General features: G+C 65.2%; 13 protein-coding genes and 1 pseudogene. 4 read left to right on the top strand and 10 right to left on the bottom strand.

Features of this window, described 5'->3' with window-relative positions; genetic code table 11:
• Positions 1-7 precede the first annotated feature (7 nt).
• Complete coding sequence (phnC, locus tag FXV83_RS24215) at positions 8-817, bottom strand: phosphonate ABC transporter ATP-binding protein (RefSeq protein WP_148741886.1); 810 nt, start codon at positions 815-817, stop codon at positions 8-10.
• Positions 818-993: 176 nt separating this feature from the next.
• Here phnC and FXV83_RS24210 point away from each other — a divergent pair, with 176 nt between their 5' ends.
• From FXV83_RS24210 to FXV83_RS24200, 3 genes are read left to right on the top strand one after another with little or no spacing between them, the layout of a single operon-like run.
• Positions 994-1,653 (top strand): transferase hexapeptide repeat family protein, encoded by a 660-nt coding sequence (locus tag FXV83_RS24210; protein ID WP_148741885.1) that lies wholly within the window; start codon positions 994-996, stop codon positions 1,651-1,653.
• Positions 1,650-2,843: an alpha-D-ribose 1-methylphosphonate 5-triphosphate diphosphatase gene (locus FXV83_RS24205; protein ID WP_148741884.1), complete on the top strand. Its 1,194-nt coding sequence runs from the start codon at positions 1,650-1,652 to the stop codon at positions 2,841-2,843. The genes FXV83_RS24210 and FXV83_RS24205 overlap by 4 nt, the downstream gene beginning before the upstream one ends.
• An 18-nt stretch (positions 2,844-2,861) precedes the next feature.
• Positions 2,862-3,581, top strand: coding sequence for a DUF1045 domain-containing protein (locus FXV83_RS24200; protein ID WP_148741883.1), 720 nt, complete (start codon positions 2,862-2,864; stop codon positions 3,579-3,581).
• Here the strand turns inward: FXV83_RS24200 and FXV83_RS24195 are convergent.
• From FXV83_RS24195 to FXV83_RS24170, 6 genes are all read right to left on the bottom strand, one after another.
• The gene (locus FXV83_RS24195) at positions 3,559-4,152 is read right to left on the bottom strand and encodes a hypothetical protein (RefSeq protein ID WP_148741882.1); all 594 of its coding nucleotides are present in this window, start codon (positions 4,150-4,152) and stop codon (positions 3,559-3,561) included. The two genes, FXV83_RS24200 and FXV83_RS24195, sit on opposite strands and share 23 nt — an antisense overlap.
• Before the next feature lie 83 nt (positions 4,153-4,235).
• Positions 4,236-5,636, bottom strand: a complete 1,401-nt coding sequence (locus tag FXV83_RS24190) for a selenium-binding protein SBP56-related protein (protein ID WP_148741881.1) — start codon at positions 5,634-5,636, stop codon at positions 4,236-4,238.
• Positions 5,637-6,192: 556 nt separating this feature from the next.
• On the bottom strand, positions 6,193-7,134 hold the full coding sequence (locus FXV83_RS24185; RefSeq protein WP_148741880.1) for a dihydrodipicolinate synthase family protein: 942 nt from the start codon (positions 7,132-7,134) through the stop codon (positions 6,193-6,195).
• A 125-nt stretch (positions 7,135-7,259) separates the two neighbouring features.
• Positions 7,260-9,341: a methyl-accepting chemotaxis protein gene (locus FXV83_RS24180; protein ID WP_148741879.1), complete on the bottom strand. Its 2,082-nt coding sequence runs from the start codon at positions 9,339-9,341 to the stop codon at positions 7,260-7,262.
• A 112-nt stretch (positions 9,342-9,453) separates the two neighbouring features.
• Positions 9,454-10,224, bottom strand: a complete 771-nt coding sequence (locus tag FXV83_RS24175; RefSeq protein WP_148741878.1) for an enoyl-CoA hydratase — start codon at positions 10,222-10,224, stop codon at positions 9,454-9,456.
• Positions 10,225-10,237: 13 nt separating this feature from the next.
• Positions 10,238-10,702 carry a MarR family winged helix-turn-helix transcriptional regulator gene (locus FXV83_RS24170; protein ID WP_148741877.1) on the bottom strand — a complete coding sequence of 155 codons (465 nt, stop codon included), beginning with the start codon at positions 10,700-10,702 and terminating at the stop codon, positions 10,238-10,240.
• A 201-nt stretch (positions 10,703-10,903) separates the two neighbouring features.
• Between FXV83_RS24170 and FXV83_RS24165 the strand changes: the two genes are divergently transcribed.
• Positions 10,904-12,631 carry an ATP-dependent Clp protease adaptor ClpS gene (locus FXV83_RS24165; RefSeq protein ID WP_148741876.1) on the top strand — a complete coding sequence of 576 codons (1,728 nt, stop codon included), beginning with the start codon at positions 10,904-10,906 and terminating at the stop codon, positions 12,629-12,631.
• A 27-nt stretch (positions 12,632-12,658) separates the two neighbouring features.
• Here the strand turns inward: FXV83_RS24165 and FXV83_RS24160 are convergent.
• The 3 genes and pseudogenes from FXV83_RS24160 to FXV83_RS24150 form a co-directional block, all read right to left on the bottom strand.
• A pseudogene (locus tag FXV83_RS24160) lies at positions 12,659-14,322 on the bottom strand (tannase/feruloyl esterase family alpha/beta hydrolase).
• A 93-nt stretch (positions 14,323-14,415) separates the two neighbouring features.
• On the bottom strand, positions 14,416-15,660 hold the full coding sequence (gene serA / locus FXV83_RS24155; RefSeq protein ID WP_148741875.1) for a phosphoglycerate dehydrogenase: 1,245 nt from the start codon (positions 15,658-15,660) through the stop codon (positions 14,416-14,418).
• A gap of 286 nt (positions 15,661-15,946) precedes the next feature.
• On the bottom strand, positions 15,947-17,179 hold the full coding sequence (locus FXV83_RS24150; RefSeq protein WP_148741874.1) for a rhodanese-like domain-containing protein: 1,233 nt from the start codon (positions 17,177-17,179) through the stop codon (positions 15,947-15,949).
• Positions 17,180-17,231: the final 52 nt, after the last annotated feature.

Raw genomic sequence — 17,231 nt, 5'->3', positions numbered from 1 at the left:
GCGCAGCTCAGGCGGCGGCCGCCGTTCCAAGCGCGGGAATGTCCTCGGGCGCCGGCACGGGCGTCCCGCCCATGACGTCGGCGGCTTCGAGATCGTAAAGTTCGCGCGCGACATGCTCGGTCAGCGCAGCCGGCGCGCCGTCGAACACCACGCGACCCTGCGCCATGCCGATCAGGCGATCGCAATAGCTGCGAGCCAGGTCGAGCGAATGCAAATTGCAGAGCACGGTGATGCCGAAGTGCTTGTTGATGCGCAAGAGCGCATCCATCACGATCTTGGTGTTGCGCGGATCGAGCGAGGCGATCGGCTCGTCGGCCAGGATGATGTCGGGCTGCTGCACCAGGGCGCGGGCGATCGCCACGCGCTGCTGCTGGCCGCCGGAGAGCTGGTCGGCGCGCTGCGCCGCAAGCGTGGCGATATCGAACTGTTCGAGCGCCGACATCGCCAGCGCCTTATCGTCCTCCGGCCAGGTCTGCGTGAGCGAGCGCCAGGCTGGCATCGTTGCCAGCCGTCCCATCAGGACGTTGGTCAGGACGTCGAGCCGACCGACCAGGTTGAATTGCTGGAAGATCATCGCCGACCGGGCGCGCCACTGCCGCAGCTCCCTGCCGCGCAGCGCGGTGACGTCGACGCCGTCGAACATGATGCGGCCCTGTGTCGGCGTCGCGAGGCGGTTGATGGTCCGCAGCAGCGTCGACTTGCCGGCGCCGGATCGTCCGATCACACCGACGAAGCAGCCGGGGGAAATTTGAAATGAAGCGTCGTCCACGGCGGCTTTGACGCCGAAGCGACACGTCAGACCTTCGACCACCAGCATGCAGGGCTCCAGAGTAGCTGGCTGCCACCGCTAACGCCCGTGCTTGACACTTGTGTGACACTGCCGTTGCGGTGCGGCGATGCTACACAGCTTCATCCCCTGTCATCAGCGCGTCATGACATTGTCATCAAGCCACTCGAAGAGGAACGTCCCGCCTCCCGTAATCCGGATTTGCCATGGCAGCCAAATCGCTCTCGGTGGAACCGACCATTGATTCCACCGCGAAGCTGCATGAGACCAGACTCGGCGCCTATACCGAGGTCGGCGCGCGCACCATCCTGCATGAAGTCGCGATGGGCGATTACTCCTATGTCGTGAACGACGCCCAGATCACCTACACCACCATCGGAAAGTTCTGCTCGATCGCGGCGATGACGCGCATCAATCCCGGCAATCATCCGATGCACCGCGCCACGCAGGCGCATTTCACCTATCGTTCGAGCGCCTATTTCGAAGGCGAGAGCGACGATTCCGAATTCTTCGACTGGCGGCGCCAGCATCACGTCCATATCGGCCACGACGTCTGGATCGGCCATGGCGCGATCGTGCTGCCGGGCCGCAACATCGGCACCGGCGCGGTGATCGCGGCCGGCGCCATCGTCACCAAGGACGTGCCGGCCTACAGCATCGTCGCCGGCAATCCGGCGCGGATCGTGCGGCGCCGGTTCTCGGAGGACGTCGCGGGGCGGCTCGCCAGACTCGCCTGGTGGGATTGGGATCACGACAAATTGCGTGAGGCCCTGCCCGATTTCCGCAAGCTCGGGATTGAAGATTTCCTCTCGACATACGAAGCACGGGAGAATTCCCCTTCAAACAAACGAAGCGCGGTCGCGTGATAGATATTTTCCTCGAGGGCGGCCGGGCCCTGATCGGCACCGAGCTCGTCGAAACCTCGCTTCTCGTGTCGGGCACGGACATTGCGCAGGTGGGCGCGTCTCGCGGCCGCACGCGGCTGGCGATCGACGCGCGCGACCTGCTGGCGCTGCCCGGCATCGTCGATCTGCATGGCGATGCCTTCGAGCGGCAGATGATGCCGCGCGCCGGCGTCGACTTCCCGATCGACGTCGCGCTCGCCGACAGCGACCGCCAGGCGATCAGCAACGGCATCACCACGGTCTTCCACGCCACGACCTGTTCCTGGGAGCCGGGGCTGCGCTGCGCCGACAATGCGCGCAGCCTGATGGAGGCGATCGAGCGCCAGCGTCCGCAATTCGCCGCCGACACCCGCTTTCATCTTCGGCACGAAACCTACAATCTCGACGCCGAGCATGAGATGAGCCAATGGCTCACTGAGGGTCGCGTCGACCTGTTCGCCTTCAACGACCACATGGACGGCACGGTCGGCGACATGGCCAAGCCGCGCAAGCGCAACCGCATGGTGGAGCGCACCGGATTGTCGAGCGAGGCGTTCGACCGGCTGGTGGAGCACGTGCTGTCGCGCGCCAGTGACGTGCCGGCTTCGGTTGCGCGGCTGGCTGCCACGGCCCGCGCGGCCGGGGTGCGCATGCTCTCGCATGACGATGCGACGCCGGCCATGCGCCAGGCGTATCGCGCCATGGGCGCGACCATCGCCGAATTTCCGGTCAACGAGGAGACGGCACGCGCCGCCGCGGCCGCCGGCGATGCCATCGTCTACGGCGCGCCGAACGTGGTGCGCGGCGGCAGCCACACCGGCTGGACCAGGGCATCCGACATGATCGCCAAGGGCCTCTGCTCGGTGCTGGCGTCGGACTACTACTATCCCGCCCAGTTGCTCGCGGCGTTCCGGCTCGCCGCCGACGGCGTGTTGCCGCTGACGAAGGCCTGGGATCTGGTCTCCGCGGCGCCTGCGCGCGCGACCGGCCTCACCGATCGCGGCATGCTGGCTACGGGGCGCCGTGCCGACATTCTGCTGGTCGACGACACGGTGCCGCTGCGGCCGCAGCTCATCGCCGCGATCGCCGGCGGCAAGCTCGTGCATCTCACCGATGCGACGCGGCTGCTCGCTACGGCGGCAACGCCCCGCGAAGCTGTCGTCGCGGCATAAACCGGTTATGCTCGATCAATGACAGGTTTTCCCCGCTACGCGCTTTATTTTGCCGCCGGCGCCGACAGCACGCTGTCCAGGTTCGGCGCCGAGCTGCTCGGCTACGATGCCCATACCGGCGGCGAGTTGTCCTTTCCCGACGACGCGTTGCATGTCGCGGCGGACTGGCGCGACGTCTCCGCCGATCCGCGCAAATACGGCTTTCACGGCACGCTGAAGGCACCGATGGCGCTGCCCCCCGGCAGGACCGAAGCCGAACTGATGGCCGCCTGCGCGGCATTCGCCGGCAAGGCGCGGACGATGCCGACGATCCGGCCGGTTGTGGATTCCATCAGCGGCTTCATTGCGGTGATTCCGGCCGAGCCGGTCGGTACACTTCAAGAGTTCGCCGCCGATTGCGTCCGCGATTTCGATTCCTTCCGCACACCCTTGTCGGCGGAGGACCGCGCGCGGCGCAAGCCGGAGAAGCTGAGCGAGCGGCAGCGCGACTATCTCGACCGCTGGGGCTACCCTTACGTGATGGAAGAATTCCGCTTCCACATGACGCTGACCGGCCGGCTGGATGCGGAACGGCGCGGACCAATTCTGGAGATGCTGCGGGCGCGGTTTGCAACGCTCGGTCTCGACACGCTGGCAATCGATCGCATCGCGCTGTTCAAGCAGGATGACGCCAGGGCTCGCTTCCGCATCATCGGCGAGTGGGCTTTGAAAGGCTTCAGTGCCAGCTCGCGAGATTGAAGACGAGCGCGACGACGCCAACCAGAATGAGACTGGCCGCCCAGATTGCATCGAGATTGAACCAGCTTCGCGAGACGAACCTCAATCCCAGATAGCGGTAGACCAGCCACGCCAGAGATCCGCCGGCGCCGATCATGGCGGCAACGTGCACCAAAGACACCAGTACCGCCATCCCGAGACCTGCCTTCATCAGCGCGCCGGCGGCCTCATGGCCGGCATCGAGTTCGAAGGCCTGGCAGAGCCCGAGATAGATCGGCACGAGCATCAAGGCGGCGCCGTGAGCAATGGCAACGGCAAATGACCAGAGCGCCAATTGCGTTGGCGGAATTCGTGCCAGCGTGCGCGGATGGCGCCGCTCGATCAGCCGATAGACGCCGAAGCCGATGACGAGAAGGCTCGCGCCGAGTTGGATCGAACGCTGCCACTCGGCCAATACGAGCAGGAACGCGAATGGCAGCAGCACGAGAAGTGTTGCGACGAGATGTCCGGCCGCCAGGGCCCACAACGCACGAAAGAGCGCGCGCGGGCTCTTGTCCATGAGCCCGGCCGAAACGGCGAGCGGCCAGCCCATTCCCGGATTAACCCCGTGATAGAGGCCGCTCGCAACAAGGGCGAGCCACAGCCAGCCGAGAGCCGGGCTCGCGTTTCCCCAATCTAGGCCGATGGGTAGCAAAAGGAATCAGTCGAACAATCGCCGCCCTCCAGCCTGATCTGGTGCGCACGATATCCGTCGGGGAAGCTCACGAAGTAGTCCTTATCGAGCTCGAGGCCGCCATTGCCACCGACATTGGCCACGACCTCCACACCCGGAACGCCGTCGGGATAGAACTGGTCATCCCAGGTGGAATAGAGCGAATTGGTCCAGTACACGCGCTTGCCGTCGCGGCTGATCTCGACCATCTGCGGACCGGCCGCAAATGCCTTGCCGTTCGGATGGGGGGTGCGGCGCGCGATGCCGCCGATGTGCACCGAGCCCGCAAGCTTCGGCTTTCGCGGATCACTCACATCGTACTGGCGCATTTCACCCGTGCCCCAGCACGAGACATAGAGAAAGCGATCATCCATCGACAGGTCGATGTCGGTCACCAGCGGCGGCACGGCGCCAAAGCCCTGGAGCAGCGGCGGGAGCTTCTCCTTTGGCGCGGGCTCGGGCGGGATCGTCGCCGTCTTCTCCGCGTGGAATTTTCCGCCTTCTCGCCACCAGGTCCAGATCGATGCTTCGAGATTGGTGGTGTCGACCACAACGCCTACGAAGCCGTATTCGCGAACCGGATCGTGCGCCGGCCGTACCTCCAGCGCCATCTGATGATTGGCGCCGAGGTCGATGGTCTGCACGTTGCGACGGGCGCGGAGATCCCAGAAGTGGAGACGATGGCCATATTTGTTCGCCAGCAGATCTTCCGGAACGATTCCGTTCTCGAACTGCGGCGGCAACGCCCATTCACTCGTCACCATGTAGTCGCGCGGCAGGTTCCACCAGAAATCATAGTGCAGCGTCTGCGGACCGCGGTCGATCTCCCATCGTCCAAGGACCTCGAACGTCTCGCAATCCATGATGAAGACGCCTGGAGGTCCGTTGGTGCCGTCTTTGCCGCCGCCGCCCAGCGTGCTCACATAGATGCCGTCCGGCCCGCAATGGATGGTATGCGGTCGCGAGTAGCCGGTCTTTCTGAAGACTTCCTCGGGCTCGATGATCTTGTGGATTTTGGCTTTGGTCGGATCGGGCTTGGTATCGATGATGTAGATCCGCGACGAGCGCAGTCCGGGGATGATCAGATAGCGCCGCTCGATGAAGGCATGTCCGGCGAGCGGCGACAAGGCGGAGGAGCAGGCATTCCAGCCGAAGTGATGAAACTCATCGCCCTTGTTGGGCATCGTCACGGTGTGGACGATTTGGCTGTAGGTCGGCGATCCCGGCTTGACGTCGATGACCGCGAGAGCATCCGGTTTTGAGAAATCCGGACTGAGCAGCAACGTGTAGGCAAAGTTCTCCGCAGGTGCTTCCATCGCAAGCTTGGGCGATGCGTGAAAGGTGGGATCCGGCCTCATCGTCATGGCACTGCCTCCCTGTTTCGTCGGTTCGCTCCAACCTGGCTCGGGATAGCGGCACAATAAACAGCTGGCACGCGATGTCTTGAGATGCTCCGCGGGCCTGATTGGCGAGCGTACAATACGTCATCCCCAGGCCGCGGGAAACCGCCTGAACCGCGTAAATTCGACGCCTTCAGCCAGAGGGAAGCCGGCAGGATCAGGCTGGGGAACGCACCTCACATTCGGCGTCGTCCCCGCGAAGGCCAGGGCGATCGCATATAGATTTCACGAAGATAGTCCGGCGGCTTGCTCCGCCTCTCCCGCTTGCGGGAGAGGCCGACGCGCCCCGGGCGATGCGAAGCATCGTCCCGTGCGCGGCGGGTGAGGGCTCTCGCCGCGCTGGGACGTCCTCCGCAATCCTCAACAATCCCGACGCGGAGACACCCCCACCCCAGCCCTCCCCCGCAAGCGGGAGAGGGAGCTCAGTGCCGATGCCGAAGCGTCATGCACACAACATATCCGATTGTCCCGCCGTGGAGACGGGGAACGCCGATCTGGCGACAACCGAGTGCGTGCCGCGCTACTTCCCCCAGCGCAACGCCAGCGCATCGCGTTCCTTTGCGAGTTCCAGCAGCCCTGCCCGCGTTGCTGGATGCAGCGGCTGCAGCGGATGGCGCACGGCGTCCGACTTGATCACGCCGCCGGCCTGCATCATGACCTTGCACGCAATCAGGCCGCATTGGCGGTTCTCGTAGTTGATCAGCGGCAGCCAGCGTTCATAGGCGGCTTTCGCCTGCTCGCGCTTGCCGGCGAAATAGGGATCGATGATCTGGCGGATGCCGTCGGGATAGCCGCCGCCGGTCATTGCACCGGTCGCGCCGGCATCGAGATCGGCGAGCAGCGTGATCGCCTCCTCGCCGTCCCAGGGCCCTTCGATGTCCTTGCCGCCCGCCTCGATCAGGCTGCGGAGCTTTGCTGCAGCAAAGGGCACCTCGATCTTGAAATAGCGGATATTGGCGAATTCGCGCGACAGCCGCGCCAGCAGCTCGACCGACAGCGGCGTGCCGGCCACCGGCGCATCCTGGATCATGATGGGGATGTTGATCGCGCCCGAGAGCACGCGGAAGAACTCGACGATGCCTTTCTCGGGCACCCGGAAGGTCGCACCATGATAAGGCGGCATCACCATCACCATGGCGGCACCGGCAGCTTCCGCTTGCTTGCTCCGCGCGGCGCAAACGGCGGAGCTGAAATGGGTGGTGGTGACGATGACGGGCAGCCGCCCCGCGACATGCTCCAGCACCGCATGCATCACGGTGTCGCGTTCGGCATCGGTCAGCACGAATTGCTCGGAGAAATTGGCGAGGATGCAGAGCCCATTTGAGCCGGCATCGATCATGAAATCGATGCAGCGGCGCTGGCCGTCGAGATCGAGCTCGCCGCGCTCGTCGAAGATGGTGGGCGCGACCGGGAACACGCCGCGATAGGGGCGCGGGACCTTGGTTTGTGGCGTGACCGGCATCGAACTCTCCATCCCTGATGTTCCCTTACGTCCGTCGCCGCGCTTGCGCGGCGCGACAGATGTACCCGGCGCGCGGACCGGCTGCAATGCCGATCCGCGCGCCCTGGAACGGAGGAATGTCGATACTATGCGGTCTTCACCGCGCCAAGGAATCCTTCGACCGCGACGCGGAGACGGTCGGCGTCGGTCGACATTTTCTTCACGGAGTCCGACAGCACCGTGCCGGCGTTGCCGGTCTCCTGATTGAGCTTGGCGACGCTGCCGATGGTGTCGGTGACCTCGCGGGTTCCCTGCGCGGCCTGCTGGAAGTTGCGCGAGATCTCGGTGGTGGCGGCGCGCTGCTCCTCGACGGCTGCCGCAATCGCCGTCATCTTCTCGTCGATGCCGCCGATCGCGCCGCCGATCGCGCGGATGGCGGCGACGGCCTGGCCGGTCGCGCCCTGAATCTCCTCGACTTGGCGCGAAATCTCTTCCGTTGCGTTTGCCGTCTGCGCCGCGAGGTTCTTGACCTCGCCGGCAACCACGGCAAAGCCGCGGCCCGCTTCGCCGGCGCGAGCGGCTTCGATGGTGGCGTTCAGCGCCAGGAGATTGGTCTGGCCGGCGATGGCATTGATCATCTTCACGACCTCGCCGATGCGATTTGCCGTCTGGTCGAGGATCTCGACCGTCGCATTGGTCTGCTCGGCCTGCGCCACGGCTTCACGCGCCTCGCGCGCGCTGGCCTGCACCTGCGCGGAAATCTCGCCGACCGACGCGGAGAGCTCCTCGGTCGCGGCCGCGATGGTCTCGAGATTGTTGGTGGCCTGCTCGGCGGAGGAGGAGACCGCCGCGGTCTGGCTGCTCGATTCCGAGACCAGCGAGCGCACATCGGCCGCCGTCGCATCGAGCTCCCTCGCCGACGCCGCGACGCTGTGGATGACAGCCTGCACGGTATCGTCGAAACTGCGGCACGCGGCATCGACGGTGCCGGAGCGGGCGAGCTGCAGAGCCTGCTGCGATTCGCGTTCGAGGCCCAGGCGCTCGGCGGTCGCCGCGCTCTCGCGCAGGCTTTCGAGCGCGGCCGCCATGGTGCCGAACTCGTCGGGATGCCTTGATTGCGGCACGGGTGTCGCATAGTCGCGTCCGCCGATCCGCGCGATGGCGTCCAGGATGGCGCGCACCGGGCGCATGAGGCGATTACGTATCACATACACACCGGCCAGGGTCACGGCGAGCGCGAGCAGGAACGCGAGCGACTGCACCACGAGGTTGGTGAGCGCCTTCGCCTGAACGGTCTCGGCACGCGCGATCGACTGGTCCAGCGCTTTGTTTGCGACCGCAACGATGAACGCGAAGGGCGACTGGCACAGCGCGTTCCACTCCGAGGCGGGCATTGCGGGACGGCCGCTGCCGTCGAAGTTCTTGGTAAGCTCGCCGATCTGCTTGAGCACACCGTCGGTCTTGGCTCGCGCATCCTTCGCGGCACTGACCATCTCCGCGGTCACGTCGGGCGCGGCCAGCAGTTCGTCCATCCCGGTCCAGCCGGAGGCAATGGAGCCGTTCCAGCTCGCGAGGGTCTGCTTCAGGGTCTCGTCGAGCGGCTTGCTGGCATTGACATGCGGACGCAAGGTCGAGCACTGGATGCCATAGCGGTCGCGCACCTGCCAGGCGAGACGGCGGACCTGGATCATGCGGGCGATGAAGGGATCATCCATCCAGGCGCGGTTCGATACCGCGGTGGATGCCAGATTCGCGGTATCGATCACCTTGGTGACCGCATCGTACCAGGCAGCGGTTCGCTCCATCTTGCGCTCGGCACGAGGCTGCTTGGCTTCATCGTAGAACAGCTGAAACTTCGGCGCGGCTTCGCTCCAGCGCTGCTTCAGCGTGTTTGCGAGCTCGTCGCGGCGCGCAAACTCCACCGTCGAGACCGCCGCGACGATGGCCTCATAGCCGGTCTGCTCGGCCTTCTCGGCGGCACCGAGCTTGGCGCGCGGATCATCCTCACCGAGCAATGCGCTCTGGGCATCGCCGCGATTGTTGCGCAGCGACAGCACGCCATGGAAGATCGCCTTGTCGGCGGCGGCAAGCCGCTCGGTCTCGAGACTGTCGCGATGGCGGCCGAAGGCCCCGACCATCTGGATCGCCGTGCTGGCCAGCGCGCTGGCGGCCAGCAGGGCCATCAGCGTCAGGAGGAGCGAGCTTACCGATTTCTTAAACATTGCCATGGACCGGGGACCTACTCTTCACGAGCGGCACCCTGCATCGCCACCTGCCAATGTTTCGTTAAGGTTGTAGTAAAATGCCTGCTTTCCGGCCTGCCGCGCCTCCCAGGGCCGGTTAAGCGATCCTCGTGAAATCTGGCGGACGGCGTTCCGCGAACGCCGTGAACGCCTCGCGCGCCTCGGCCGTGCGCAGGCGCTGCGCGAACTGCTCGCCTTCCGCCTGCATCTGCGCGACCAAAGCCTCGCCATTGCGCATCAGCCGCTTGGTGGCGATGAGCGCGCCGGCCGGCTGGTGGGCCAGACGCTGGGCGAGCGCGAGCGCCTCGGCATCGAGCTTGTCGAGCGGCACCACGCGGCTCGCAAGGCCCCATTCCAGTGCGGTCTTGGCCGGCACGGTCTCGCCCAGCGCGAACATCTCGTAGGCGCGGGCATGGCCAATGCGGGCCGGCATCAGCAGGCTGGAGGCGGCTTCCGGCACCAGCGCGAGGCTGACGAAGGGAGTCGACAGCTGCGCATTGTCGGCGAGCACCACGAGGTCGCAGTGCAGCAGCATCGTGGTGCCGACGCCGACGGCGCGGCCCTGGACGGCGGCAACCAGCGGCCGGGTGCAGCGCGCCAGCGACTGGATGAAGCGCACGACGTTGCGGCTGCCTTCGGACTTGCCGGATGCGACCGCCGCGAACTCGCCGACGTCATTGCCAGCGGTGAACATGTCGCCCTCGCCACGGATCAGGATCACGCGGACGGACGGATCGAATTCCGCGGATTCGATGCTATCGGCGAGCTTGCCGTACATCGCATCCGTCAGCGCGTTCTTCTTGTCGGGACGTGCCAGCGTGAGAGTGAGAATTCCAGCATTATTCTCGGTCCGGACGTGCTCGGTCATGAGTGTGCTCCTGTTATTCTTCTGGATCCCTTGGAAACTTGTCCTTGGGAAATTTGTCCTGAATGCTCGTCAGCCAGCGCGCGACGATATCGATCTCCGCGCTGGTAAATCCTTCCGTCAGCGCCGCGTTGACTTCAGCGGCTCCCGCTTTGGCCTGCGCCAGCGCGGTACGGCCCTTCGGCGTCAGCCAGATGCGCCAGGCGCGTCCGTCCTCGCGGTCGGCCCGCCGCTCGACCAGCTTTGCCGCCGCGGTGCGATCGACCAGGCCGGAAATGCCGGCCGGCCCGAGATCGAGCGCAGCGCCCGCCTCGCCCATCAGGACTCCGTCCTGCTTGCCGAGGATGAACAAGAGTCCGGCCTGCGCCGGCGTCACATCGTTGTCCGGCCGCGCCGCCATCCAGCGCTGCAACCGCCGCTGCCCGACGGTCAGCAGGTAGATCAGCCGATGATGCTTCGCGGCGGCCGAATTATTTCGCATGCGAAATAGATGTAGCCCTAACGAACCGCTTTGTCAAAGAGGGCGATGCCATCCTGACGCGGCGCGTGGAGGCGCCCGGCGGACCAGCGCATTAGAATTCGAGTCGATCGAGGATTTGAGGCGGCCGTCCCGCTTGACGGCCACTTTCTTTTGTGTTCCTTATTTGTTCTATTCTAGCTCTGGTTGCAGTGGAGTCATTTCATGACGAACGATGCGCGGGGCGAGCGTGAGCCGGCTCAGCTCGTGATTCACAATGATGAAGACACACCGGACGAGTTCGTCATTTCGCTGCTCCGCCAGGTTTTCGGCAAGTCGGAGCGCGAAGCAGCCGCGCTGATAACGCGGATCGAGCGCGAGGAGAAAGCCGCCTGCGGTCCCTACCCGCAATCCGTTGCAGAGGCGCTTTTCAAGTCGGCCCAGCAATATATCTGGCTGGGCCAGCATCCCCTCAAGATCACACTAGAAGAGATCAGGACTCCCTGTGAACTCTGCGGCAAGCCTGAGGGGCAGACCGATGTTCGAATCGGCAGCCGTACGGTCTGGCTGTGCAGCGACTGCATTCGTGCAGCAGACACCATGACCGCACCGGAAGAGCCGGAGAAGGAGTTCGAATACGCCTGCGACGTGCTGGATTGGCACTTTGCCGACGTCCCTCGCAGCAAGCTCGTGACCACGATCCGTCAGTTTCCCGGGCATATGCGGGTCGACGTCCAGGCAGCAATCGACCGGCTGTTCAGCGAGGCAAACCGGCTATTCGGGCTGAATGAGGAACAGCGCTACGAGACGCTATCGATTTCGCGGCTTCTTCGGGAAGGCCGCTATGCGCTCGCGATTGCGCCGTTGCAATATTCTGACGTCGATATTGGCGAGAAGAGCCCGGTCAAATGTCTCGATAACGGCCTATGGCTGTGCGAGCAGGATGGTCTTCGGTACGCGGTATTGCTCTGCGCGCATCGCGAATACAGCCGCGAACCGGGAATTCGGATCGAGATCCTGGTGCCGTCGGGGTCCGCAGGCGCTGCCCTCGTCCAACGATGCTTCAGTGAGCTGGAAGAGGCCGTGCAAGCCGCGCGTACCTACCGCGGCAAAATCCTCTCACTCGACGCAGATAGCGATTACCGCGGCCGCTCGCGCGGCATCACCGTGCATCGATTGCCGCCGGTCGCTCGTAGCGAGGTGATCCTGCCGGAGCAGACCCTGCGGCTCCTCGATCGCAACGTTCTGACCTTCGTCAACACCCGCGATCAGCTACGCCGGCTCGGTCAGTCGACTCGCAAGGGCATCTTGCTGTACGGGCCGCCGGGCACCGGCAAAACCCATACGATCCGCTATCTCGCAACACATTTGCCTGGACATACGACCCTGATCATCACCGCCGAGCAAATCGGCCTCCTCGGCGCCTATATGAACCTGGCAAGGCTGCTCCAGCCATCGATGGTGGTGATCGAGGATGTCGATCTCATTGCCCGCGACCGCGATGACATGGGACCCTGTGAGGAATCCATGTTGAACAAGCTGCTCAACGAGATGGACGGGCTGAAGGAGGATGCAGACATCCTGTTCGTCCTGACCACCAACCGGCCGGAGGATCTCGAAGGCGCGCTCGCCGGGCGCCCAGGCCGTATCGATCAGGCAATCGAGGTGCCGCTCCCCGATGAGACCGGCCGCGGCAAGCTGGTCCGGCTCTACGGCAAGGGACTGCCGCTCCAGGACGCGGTTGTCGCCGAGGCGGCCCGACGCAGTGAGGGCACAAGTTGCGCCTTCATCAAGGAATTGATGCGACGGCTGGCGCAGGCGAGCCTCGCCCGCGACGGCGGCAACTCCATCGTTTCCGCCGATATCGACGAGGCGCTGGACGACATGTTGTTCTCCGGCGGCCGGCTAAATGCGCAGCTGCTGGGTGGCGCACAGGCTATGGCAACTGGGTGACGCTTCGCCCGAGCGGCGCGCTGTTCCTCACGGCGCGCAGGCGAAGCTCGACGCTTCGGTCACTGAGCCGCTCTTGTAATGCGGCCAAGCCGGCCAGCGGCACAGTGGCAGCGCGCGCAGCACTGCGAATGACGGCGCCTCGACCTTCTGATCGGTGACTTCCAGATCGCCGGGCGCCTTGCCCTTCTCGACCCAATCGACCAGCGCGCTCAGCATGTCGACATTGGCCGGTGCGCCGGAGCCGACATGGTCGACGCCCGGCGCGGTATAGAGCCGCGCGAACTCGGCCGTCTCGGTCTTGCCGAGCTTGCGCTCGACGCTTTCGAAATAGCGGATGCCGGCATAGGGACTCTGCGCGTAATCGGCCATGTGCTCGAGCATGATCAAGCGGCCACCGCGGGCACGGAAGCGGCTGAGATCTGGGTCGGTGGAATCCATCAGCTTGGAGACCTCGAGCAGCCTGGCCTTGTGCTCCTCCAGCTTGTAGGTGGTGACGTCGAGCTTGGGATCGCGCGCGAACACATATTGAATGCCGCCTGCGCCGTAGATCCAGGCGATGCCGTTGTTGGGTGCAGGCGGCTGCGCCGGCGGCGCGGTGCCGAGCCACCACGCGACCCAGCCGCCGGTCGGACCAACCGCCGGGGTATCCTCGCCGGAGACGCCCCAGCCCGGATAGTCGTCAAGCCCATTGGCGAGCTCGAACGGGAATTTGTAGGTCGCGTGCAGCGTATCGATCGCCTTGATCTGCGCGTCGGTGAGGCACTGATCACCCGTCTTGTCGTCCGTCTTGCCGCTCGCGCAACGCAAGCTCTCCGCCTTGAACGCCGCCTTGCAGGCAACGGGATTTTGCACCAGCGCGTCATCGGAGCCGTCGGCCTTGTCGCAAGCGGCGCGCACCGCGTCGCCGACGAGCTTCACCTGCGCCGGATTGATCCAGCCGTCGCCCATGGTCACGAGACCCGAGCGGGTGCCGGCATGCTGCAAACCGACCCAGTTGATCACGGGCACGCGGGCAAAAATGCCGTCGAAATCGTCGGGATAACGCTGCGCCATGGTCAGGCCCTCGCGGCCGCCTTCGGACGTGCCCATGAAATACAACTTCTCGGGTTTCTTGCCGTAGGCGCGCTCCATCAGCGTGACGGCGGCATCGCGCACCTTTTTGTAGGCCCGGTGGGCGAAATTCTCGAAGGCCTCGTCGTTGAGCGCAAACACCTGCGGCGGTTCGCCTTGCCTGGTCTCATGACCGGAATCGGTGCCGTAGGTGACGAAGCCGCGCGCCAGCGACGACGGCTTGTCGAAGGGATAGGCCGGCGGCAGCGCTAGCCCCGTGATCAGCACGCCGTTGAAGCCGCCGCCGCCATATTGCACTGAACGCCCGTTCCACTCGACGGGAGGTTGACCTGGAATCTGATCGGCGGCGCCTTGGGATCGACCGGATCGATATGCCCGAGCAGCTTGCAGAACGCGGGATTGGTCGGGATGATGCGTCCCGACGGCGTCGGTCCGCGCTCCGCAACAGCCAGTTGCGACGGCGCTTGCAACGCCGCGGAATCGATCTTCACGGCATCAGTGCCGCCAACGAGGCTCTTGCAGACGGTGTCTGCATCCTCCGCCAGGGTCACCGCCAATGCGGCATTCGCGGCCACTACAGCCGCCGAGCCCAGGAGCAACGCCCACAGCTTCGCACGCATACGCGCTATCGTTTCCCCCGATTTATCTGTTCTCGTTCAATCCGACTGGAAGCCGCATTGAATGCGACCTCCTGCCGGCCGTCAACAACCGCTCTAGTGCTCGAACACCAGCCGCGCGCCGATGGTGCCGTCGAGGCCGCTGATCTGCGCAAGCAGATCGGCCGAATCCTGGCCGCCGAGGTCGGCGTCGAGCACGACGTAGCCGAGGTCGCCGGCGGTCTCCAGATATTGCGCGGCGATGTTGATGTCGCGCTGGAGGAAGACCTCGTTCAACCGCCGCAGCATGCCCGGCACGTTGCGATGGACGTGGCTGAAGCGGGCGCCGGAGGGACGCAGATGCAGCTGCACCTCCGGGAAATTCACCGCGCCCATGGTCGAGCCGGTGATGAAATAGTCGACCAGCTTGCGCGCCACCTCGCCGCCGATCCGCTCCTGCGCCTCCTCGGTCGAGCCGCCGATATGCGGGGTGAGGATGACGTTGCCGAGGCCCTGCACGGGGCTCTTGAAGCGATCGGAATTCGACGAGGGCTCGACCGGAAACACGTCGATGGCCGCGCCCGCGATGTGCCCATCGCGCAAACAGGCTGCAAGCGCGTCGAGATCGACCACGGTGCCGCGGCTGTTGTTGATCAGGAACGAGCCCGGCTTCATCGCCCGCAACTCCTTCTCGCCGATCATGCCGGCAGTCTCCGGCGTCTCCGGCACGTGCAGGCTGACCACGTCGCTTTGCGCCAGAAGCTCGTCGAGCTTCTCGACTGGCTCGGTGTTGCCATGGCGGAGCTTGTCGGTGCGGTCGAAATAGATCACCCGCATGCCGATGGCCTCCGCCAGCGTCGAGAGCTGCGAGCCAATATTGCCGTAGCCGATGATGCCGAGGGTGCGGCCGCGCACCTCGCGGCTGCCGGTCGCCGACTTGTCCCAGCCGCCGTCATGGGCCGACACCGAACGCGGAAAAATCCGCCGCAGCAACATCACGATCTCGCCGATCACGAGCTCGGCGACGCTGCGGGTGTTGGAGAACGGCGCGTTGAACACGGGAATGCCGCGCTTGCGCGCGGCGAACAGATCGACCTGGTTGGTGCCGACGCTGAAGCAGCCGACCGCGAGCAGCTGGTCGGCGGCCGCGAGTATCTCCTCGGTGATCTGGGTGCGGGAGCGGATGCCGAGCAGCGACACCCCCTTCAGCGCCTGGCGCAGCGCCTCGCCGTCCAGCGCCTTGGTCAGCCGCTCGACATTGGTGAAGCCGGCGCTCCTGAACAGGTCGACGGCACTGTCATTGACGCCTTCGAGCAGCAGCGCCTTCGCGGTCCGCTCGGGGCTTTGGCCTGGGGCTGGCATGGTGTCTCCGTAAGTAGCGGTTTTGCCGCAGCTCATAGACCGCGGAGGAGACGTAGCACAATAGGGCTTGGATACGGGGAGAAGATGGCGGAGCGGTTGCTTGGTGTACCAGACCCGTCGTCCTGAGGTGCGAGCCATGGGACGCGAAGCGTCGCGTGGGGAGCCTCGAAGGATGGACGGCCTAGATGCAGCCGGGCCTTCGCCCTTCGAGGGCCGCTGAAGAAGCGGCCACCTCAGGGAGACGGTGAGAGATCAATGCCCTGGCAGGAAACGCGGCCACTCGACGTCAGATCACATAAAACCCGTGTGTCGCATCGCGGCGGAGCTGCTCGACGAGACCGTATTCCCAATCGAGATAGGCCTGCATCGCCCCTTCGGCAATATCGGTACCCTCATAGGGACGGCGATAGCGATGCGCTGGGTCGGGCTTCGGCAGCACAAGCGGCGGGCCGACCTCTAACGCGCCGTCGTAGCCCCCATCCAGCACGTTGACCTCCCAGCCCATCTGCGCGAGCCAGGATGCCGTCATGTCGGCGCGAACGCCTTTGTCGTCGGTGAGGAGGATGCGCGCGCCGCGGACCGGTACGGCCATGTCGGTTTCCTGGACCAGCTGGCCGCCGGGATAATGGCGGAAGCCGGACAGATGACCGGGGGCATATTCCTCCGCGTCGCGCACGTCGAAGCGATAGAGCGTGCGATCACTTTGCGCGATCAGCACCGACATCTCACCCGCCCCGATATGGCGGACGCCGGCACGATAGGCGACGTCTCGCGCATTGGCCGGACCGCCCTCGAACGGCCCGATGGAGCCGCGTCGGTCGGCACCGTGATCGAGTTCGTGCCGTGCCAGCGTCCAGCCGATGGTGCCGTTGCGCAGTGCCCGCACCTTGTTCGGCACGCCGGCATTGATCAGCGATTGCGTGCCGATGATCGAGCGCGTGCGGCCGGCGCAATTGACGATGATGGTGGTGTCGGGATCGGGCGCCTCGCGCCCGGCGCGCAGCACCAGCTCCGCCCCGGGCACACTGACCGAGCCGGGGATGTTCATCGTCGCATATTCGTCGAAGCGGCGGACATCGAGGATGGCGATGTTGGCCTTGTCCGCAATCAGCTTGGCGACCTCTTCCGCACTGAGCGAGGGCGTGTGGCGACGCGCCTCGACCAGCTCGCCGAAGGCCTTGCAATAGGAATTGACGTCCTCGAACACCTCATAGCCCGCCGCGCGCCAGGTCTTGAGCCCGCCGTCGAGCGCGCGGATGTTGGTGTAGCCGAGGGCCGCGAGGCGTTCGGCGCCGGCCACGACCAGCCCCTCCCCGTCATCATAGAGCACGACCGGCACCTGCTTGCGCGGCAGCCTCACCTCGGCTTCGATCGCGATCCGGTCCAGCGCCATGTTGGCGGCGAACAGCGGATGGCCGGTGGCGAAGGCTGCCTCGTATCTGAGATCCAGCAGCGCGATCTCCTCGCGCAACAGCAGGGCGCGGCGGATGTCGGCGGGAGTGGCGGTGAGGAGCTTCATGGCATGAACCTTGGCGAAGATAGGCCACGGGCTTTTGGACGATTACCGCGGC

Source organism: Bradyrhizobium hipponense (genome assembly GCF_008123965.1).
GTDB classification, from domain to species: Bacteria; Pseudomonadota; Alphaproteobacteria; order Rhizobiales; family Xanthobacteraceae; genus Bradyrhizobium; species Bradyrhizobium hipponense.
This window is presented reverse-complemented; position numbering and strand designations above follow the sequence as displayed.

Excerpts from the sequence above, each read along its gene's own strand:
- phnC (WP_148741886.1), bottom strand. The coding sequence starts at position 817 with ATGCTGGTGGTCGAAGGTCTGACGTGTCGCTTCGGCGTCAAAGCCGCC.
- FXV83_RS24210 (WP_148741885.1), top strand. The coding sequence starts at position 994 with ATGGCAGCCAAATCGCTCTCGGTGGAACCGACCATTGATTCCACCGCG.
- FXV83_RS24200 (WP_148741883.1), top strand. The coding sequence starts at position 2,862 with ATGACAGGTTTTCCCCGCTACGCGCTTTATTTTGCCGCCGGCGCCGAC.
- FXV83_RS24195 (WP_148741882.1), bottom strand. The coding sequence starts at position 4,152 with ATGGGCTGGCCGCTCGCCGTTTCGGCCGGGCTCATGGACAAGAGCCCG.
- FXV83_RS24190 (WP_148741881.1), bottom strand. The coding sequence starts at position 5,636 with ATGACGATGAGGCCGGATCCCACCTTTCACGCATCGCCCAAGCTTGCG.
- FXV83_RS24185 (WP_148741880.1), bottom strand. The coding sequence starts at position 7,134 with ATGCCGGTCACGCCACAAACCAAGGTCCCGCGCCCCTATCGCGGCGTG.
- FXV83_RS24180 (WP_148741879.1), bottom strand. The coding sequence starts at position 9,341 with ATGGCAATGTTTAAGAAATCGGTAAGCTCGCTCCTCCTGACGCTGATG.
- FXV83_RS24175 (WP_148741878.1), bottom strand. The coding sequence starts at position 10,224 with ATGACCGAGCACGTCCGGACCGAGAATAATGCTGGAATTCTCACTCTC.
- FXV83_RS24170 (WP_148741877.1), bottom strand. The coding sequence starts at position 10,702 with ATGCGAAATAATTCGGCCGCCGCGAAGCATCATCGGCTGATCTACCTG.
- FXV83_RS24165 (WP_148741876.1), top strand. The coding sequence starts at position 10,904 with ATGACGAACGATGCGCGGGGCGAGCGTGAGCCGGCTCAGCTCGTGATT.
- serA (WP_148741875.1), bottom strand. The coding sequence starts at position 15,660 with ATGCCAGCCCCAGGCCAAAGCCCCGAGCGGACCGCGAAGGCGCTGCTG.
- FXV83_RS24150 (WP_148741874.1), bottom strand. The coding sequence starts at position 17,179 with ATGAAGCTCCTCACCGCCACTCCCGCCGACATCCGCCGCGCCCTGCTG.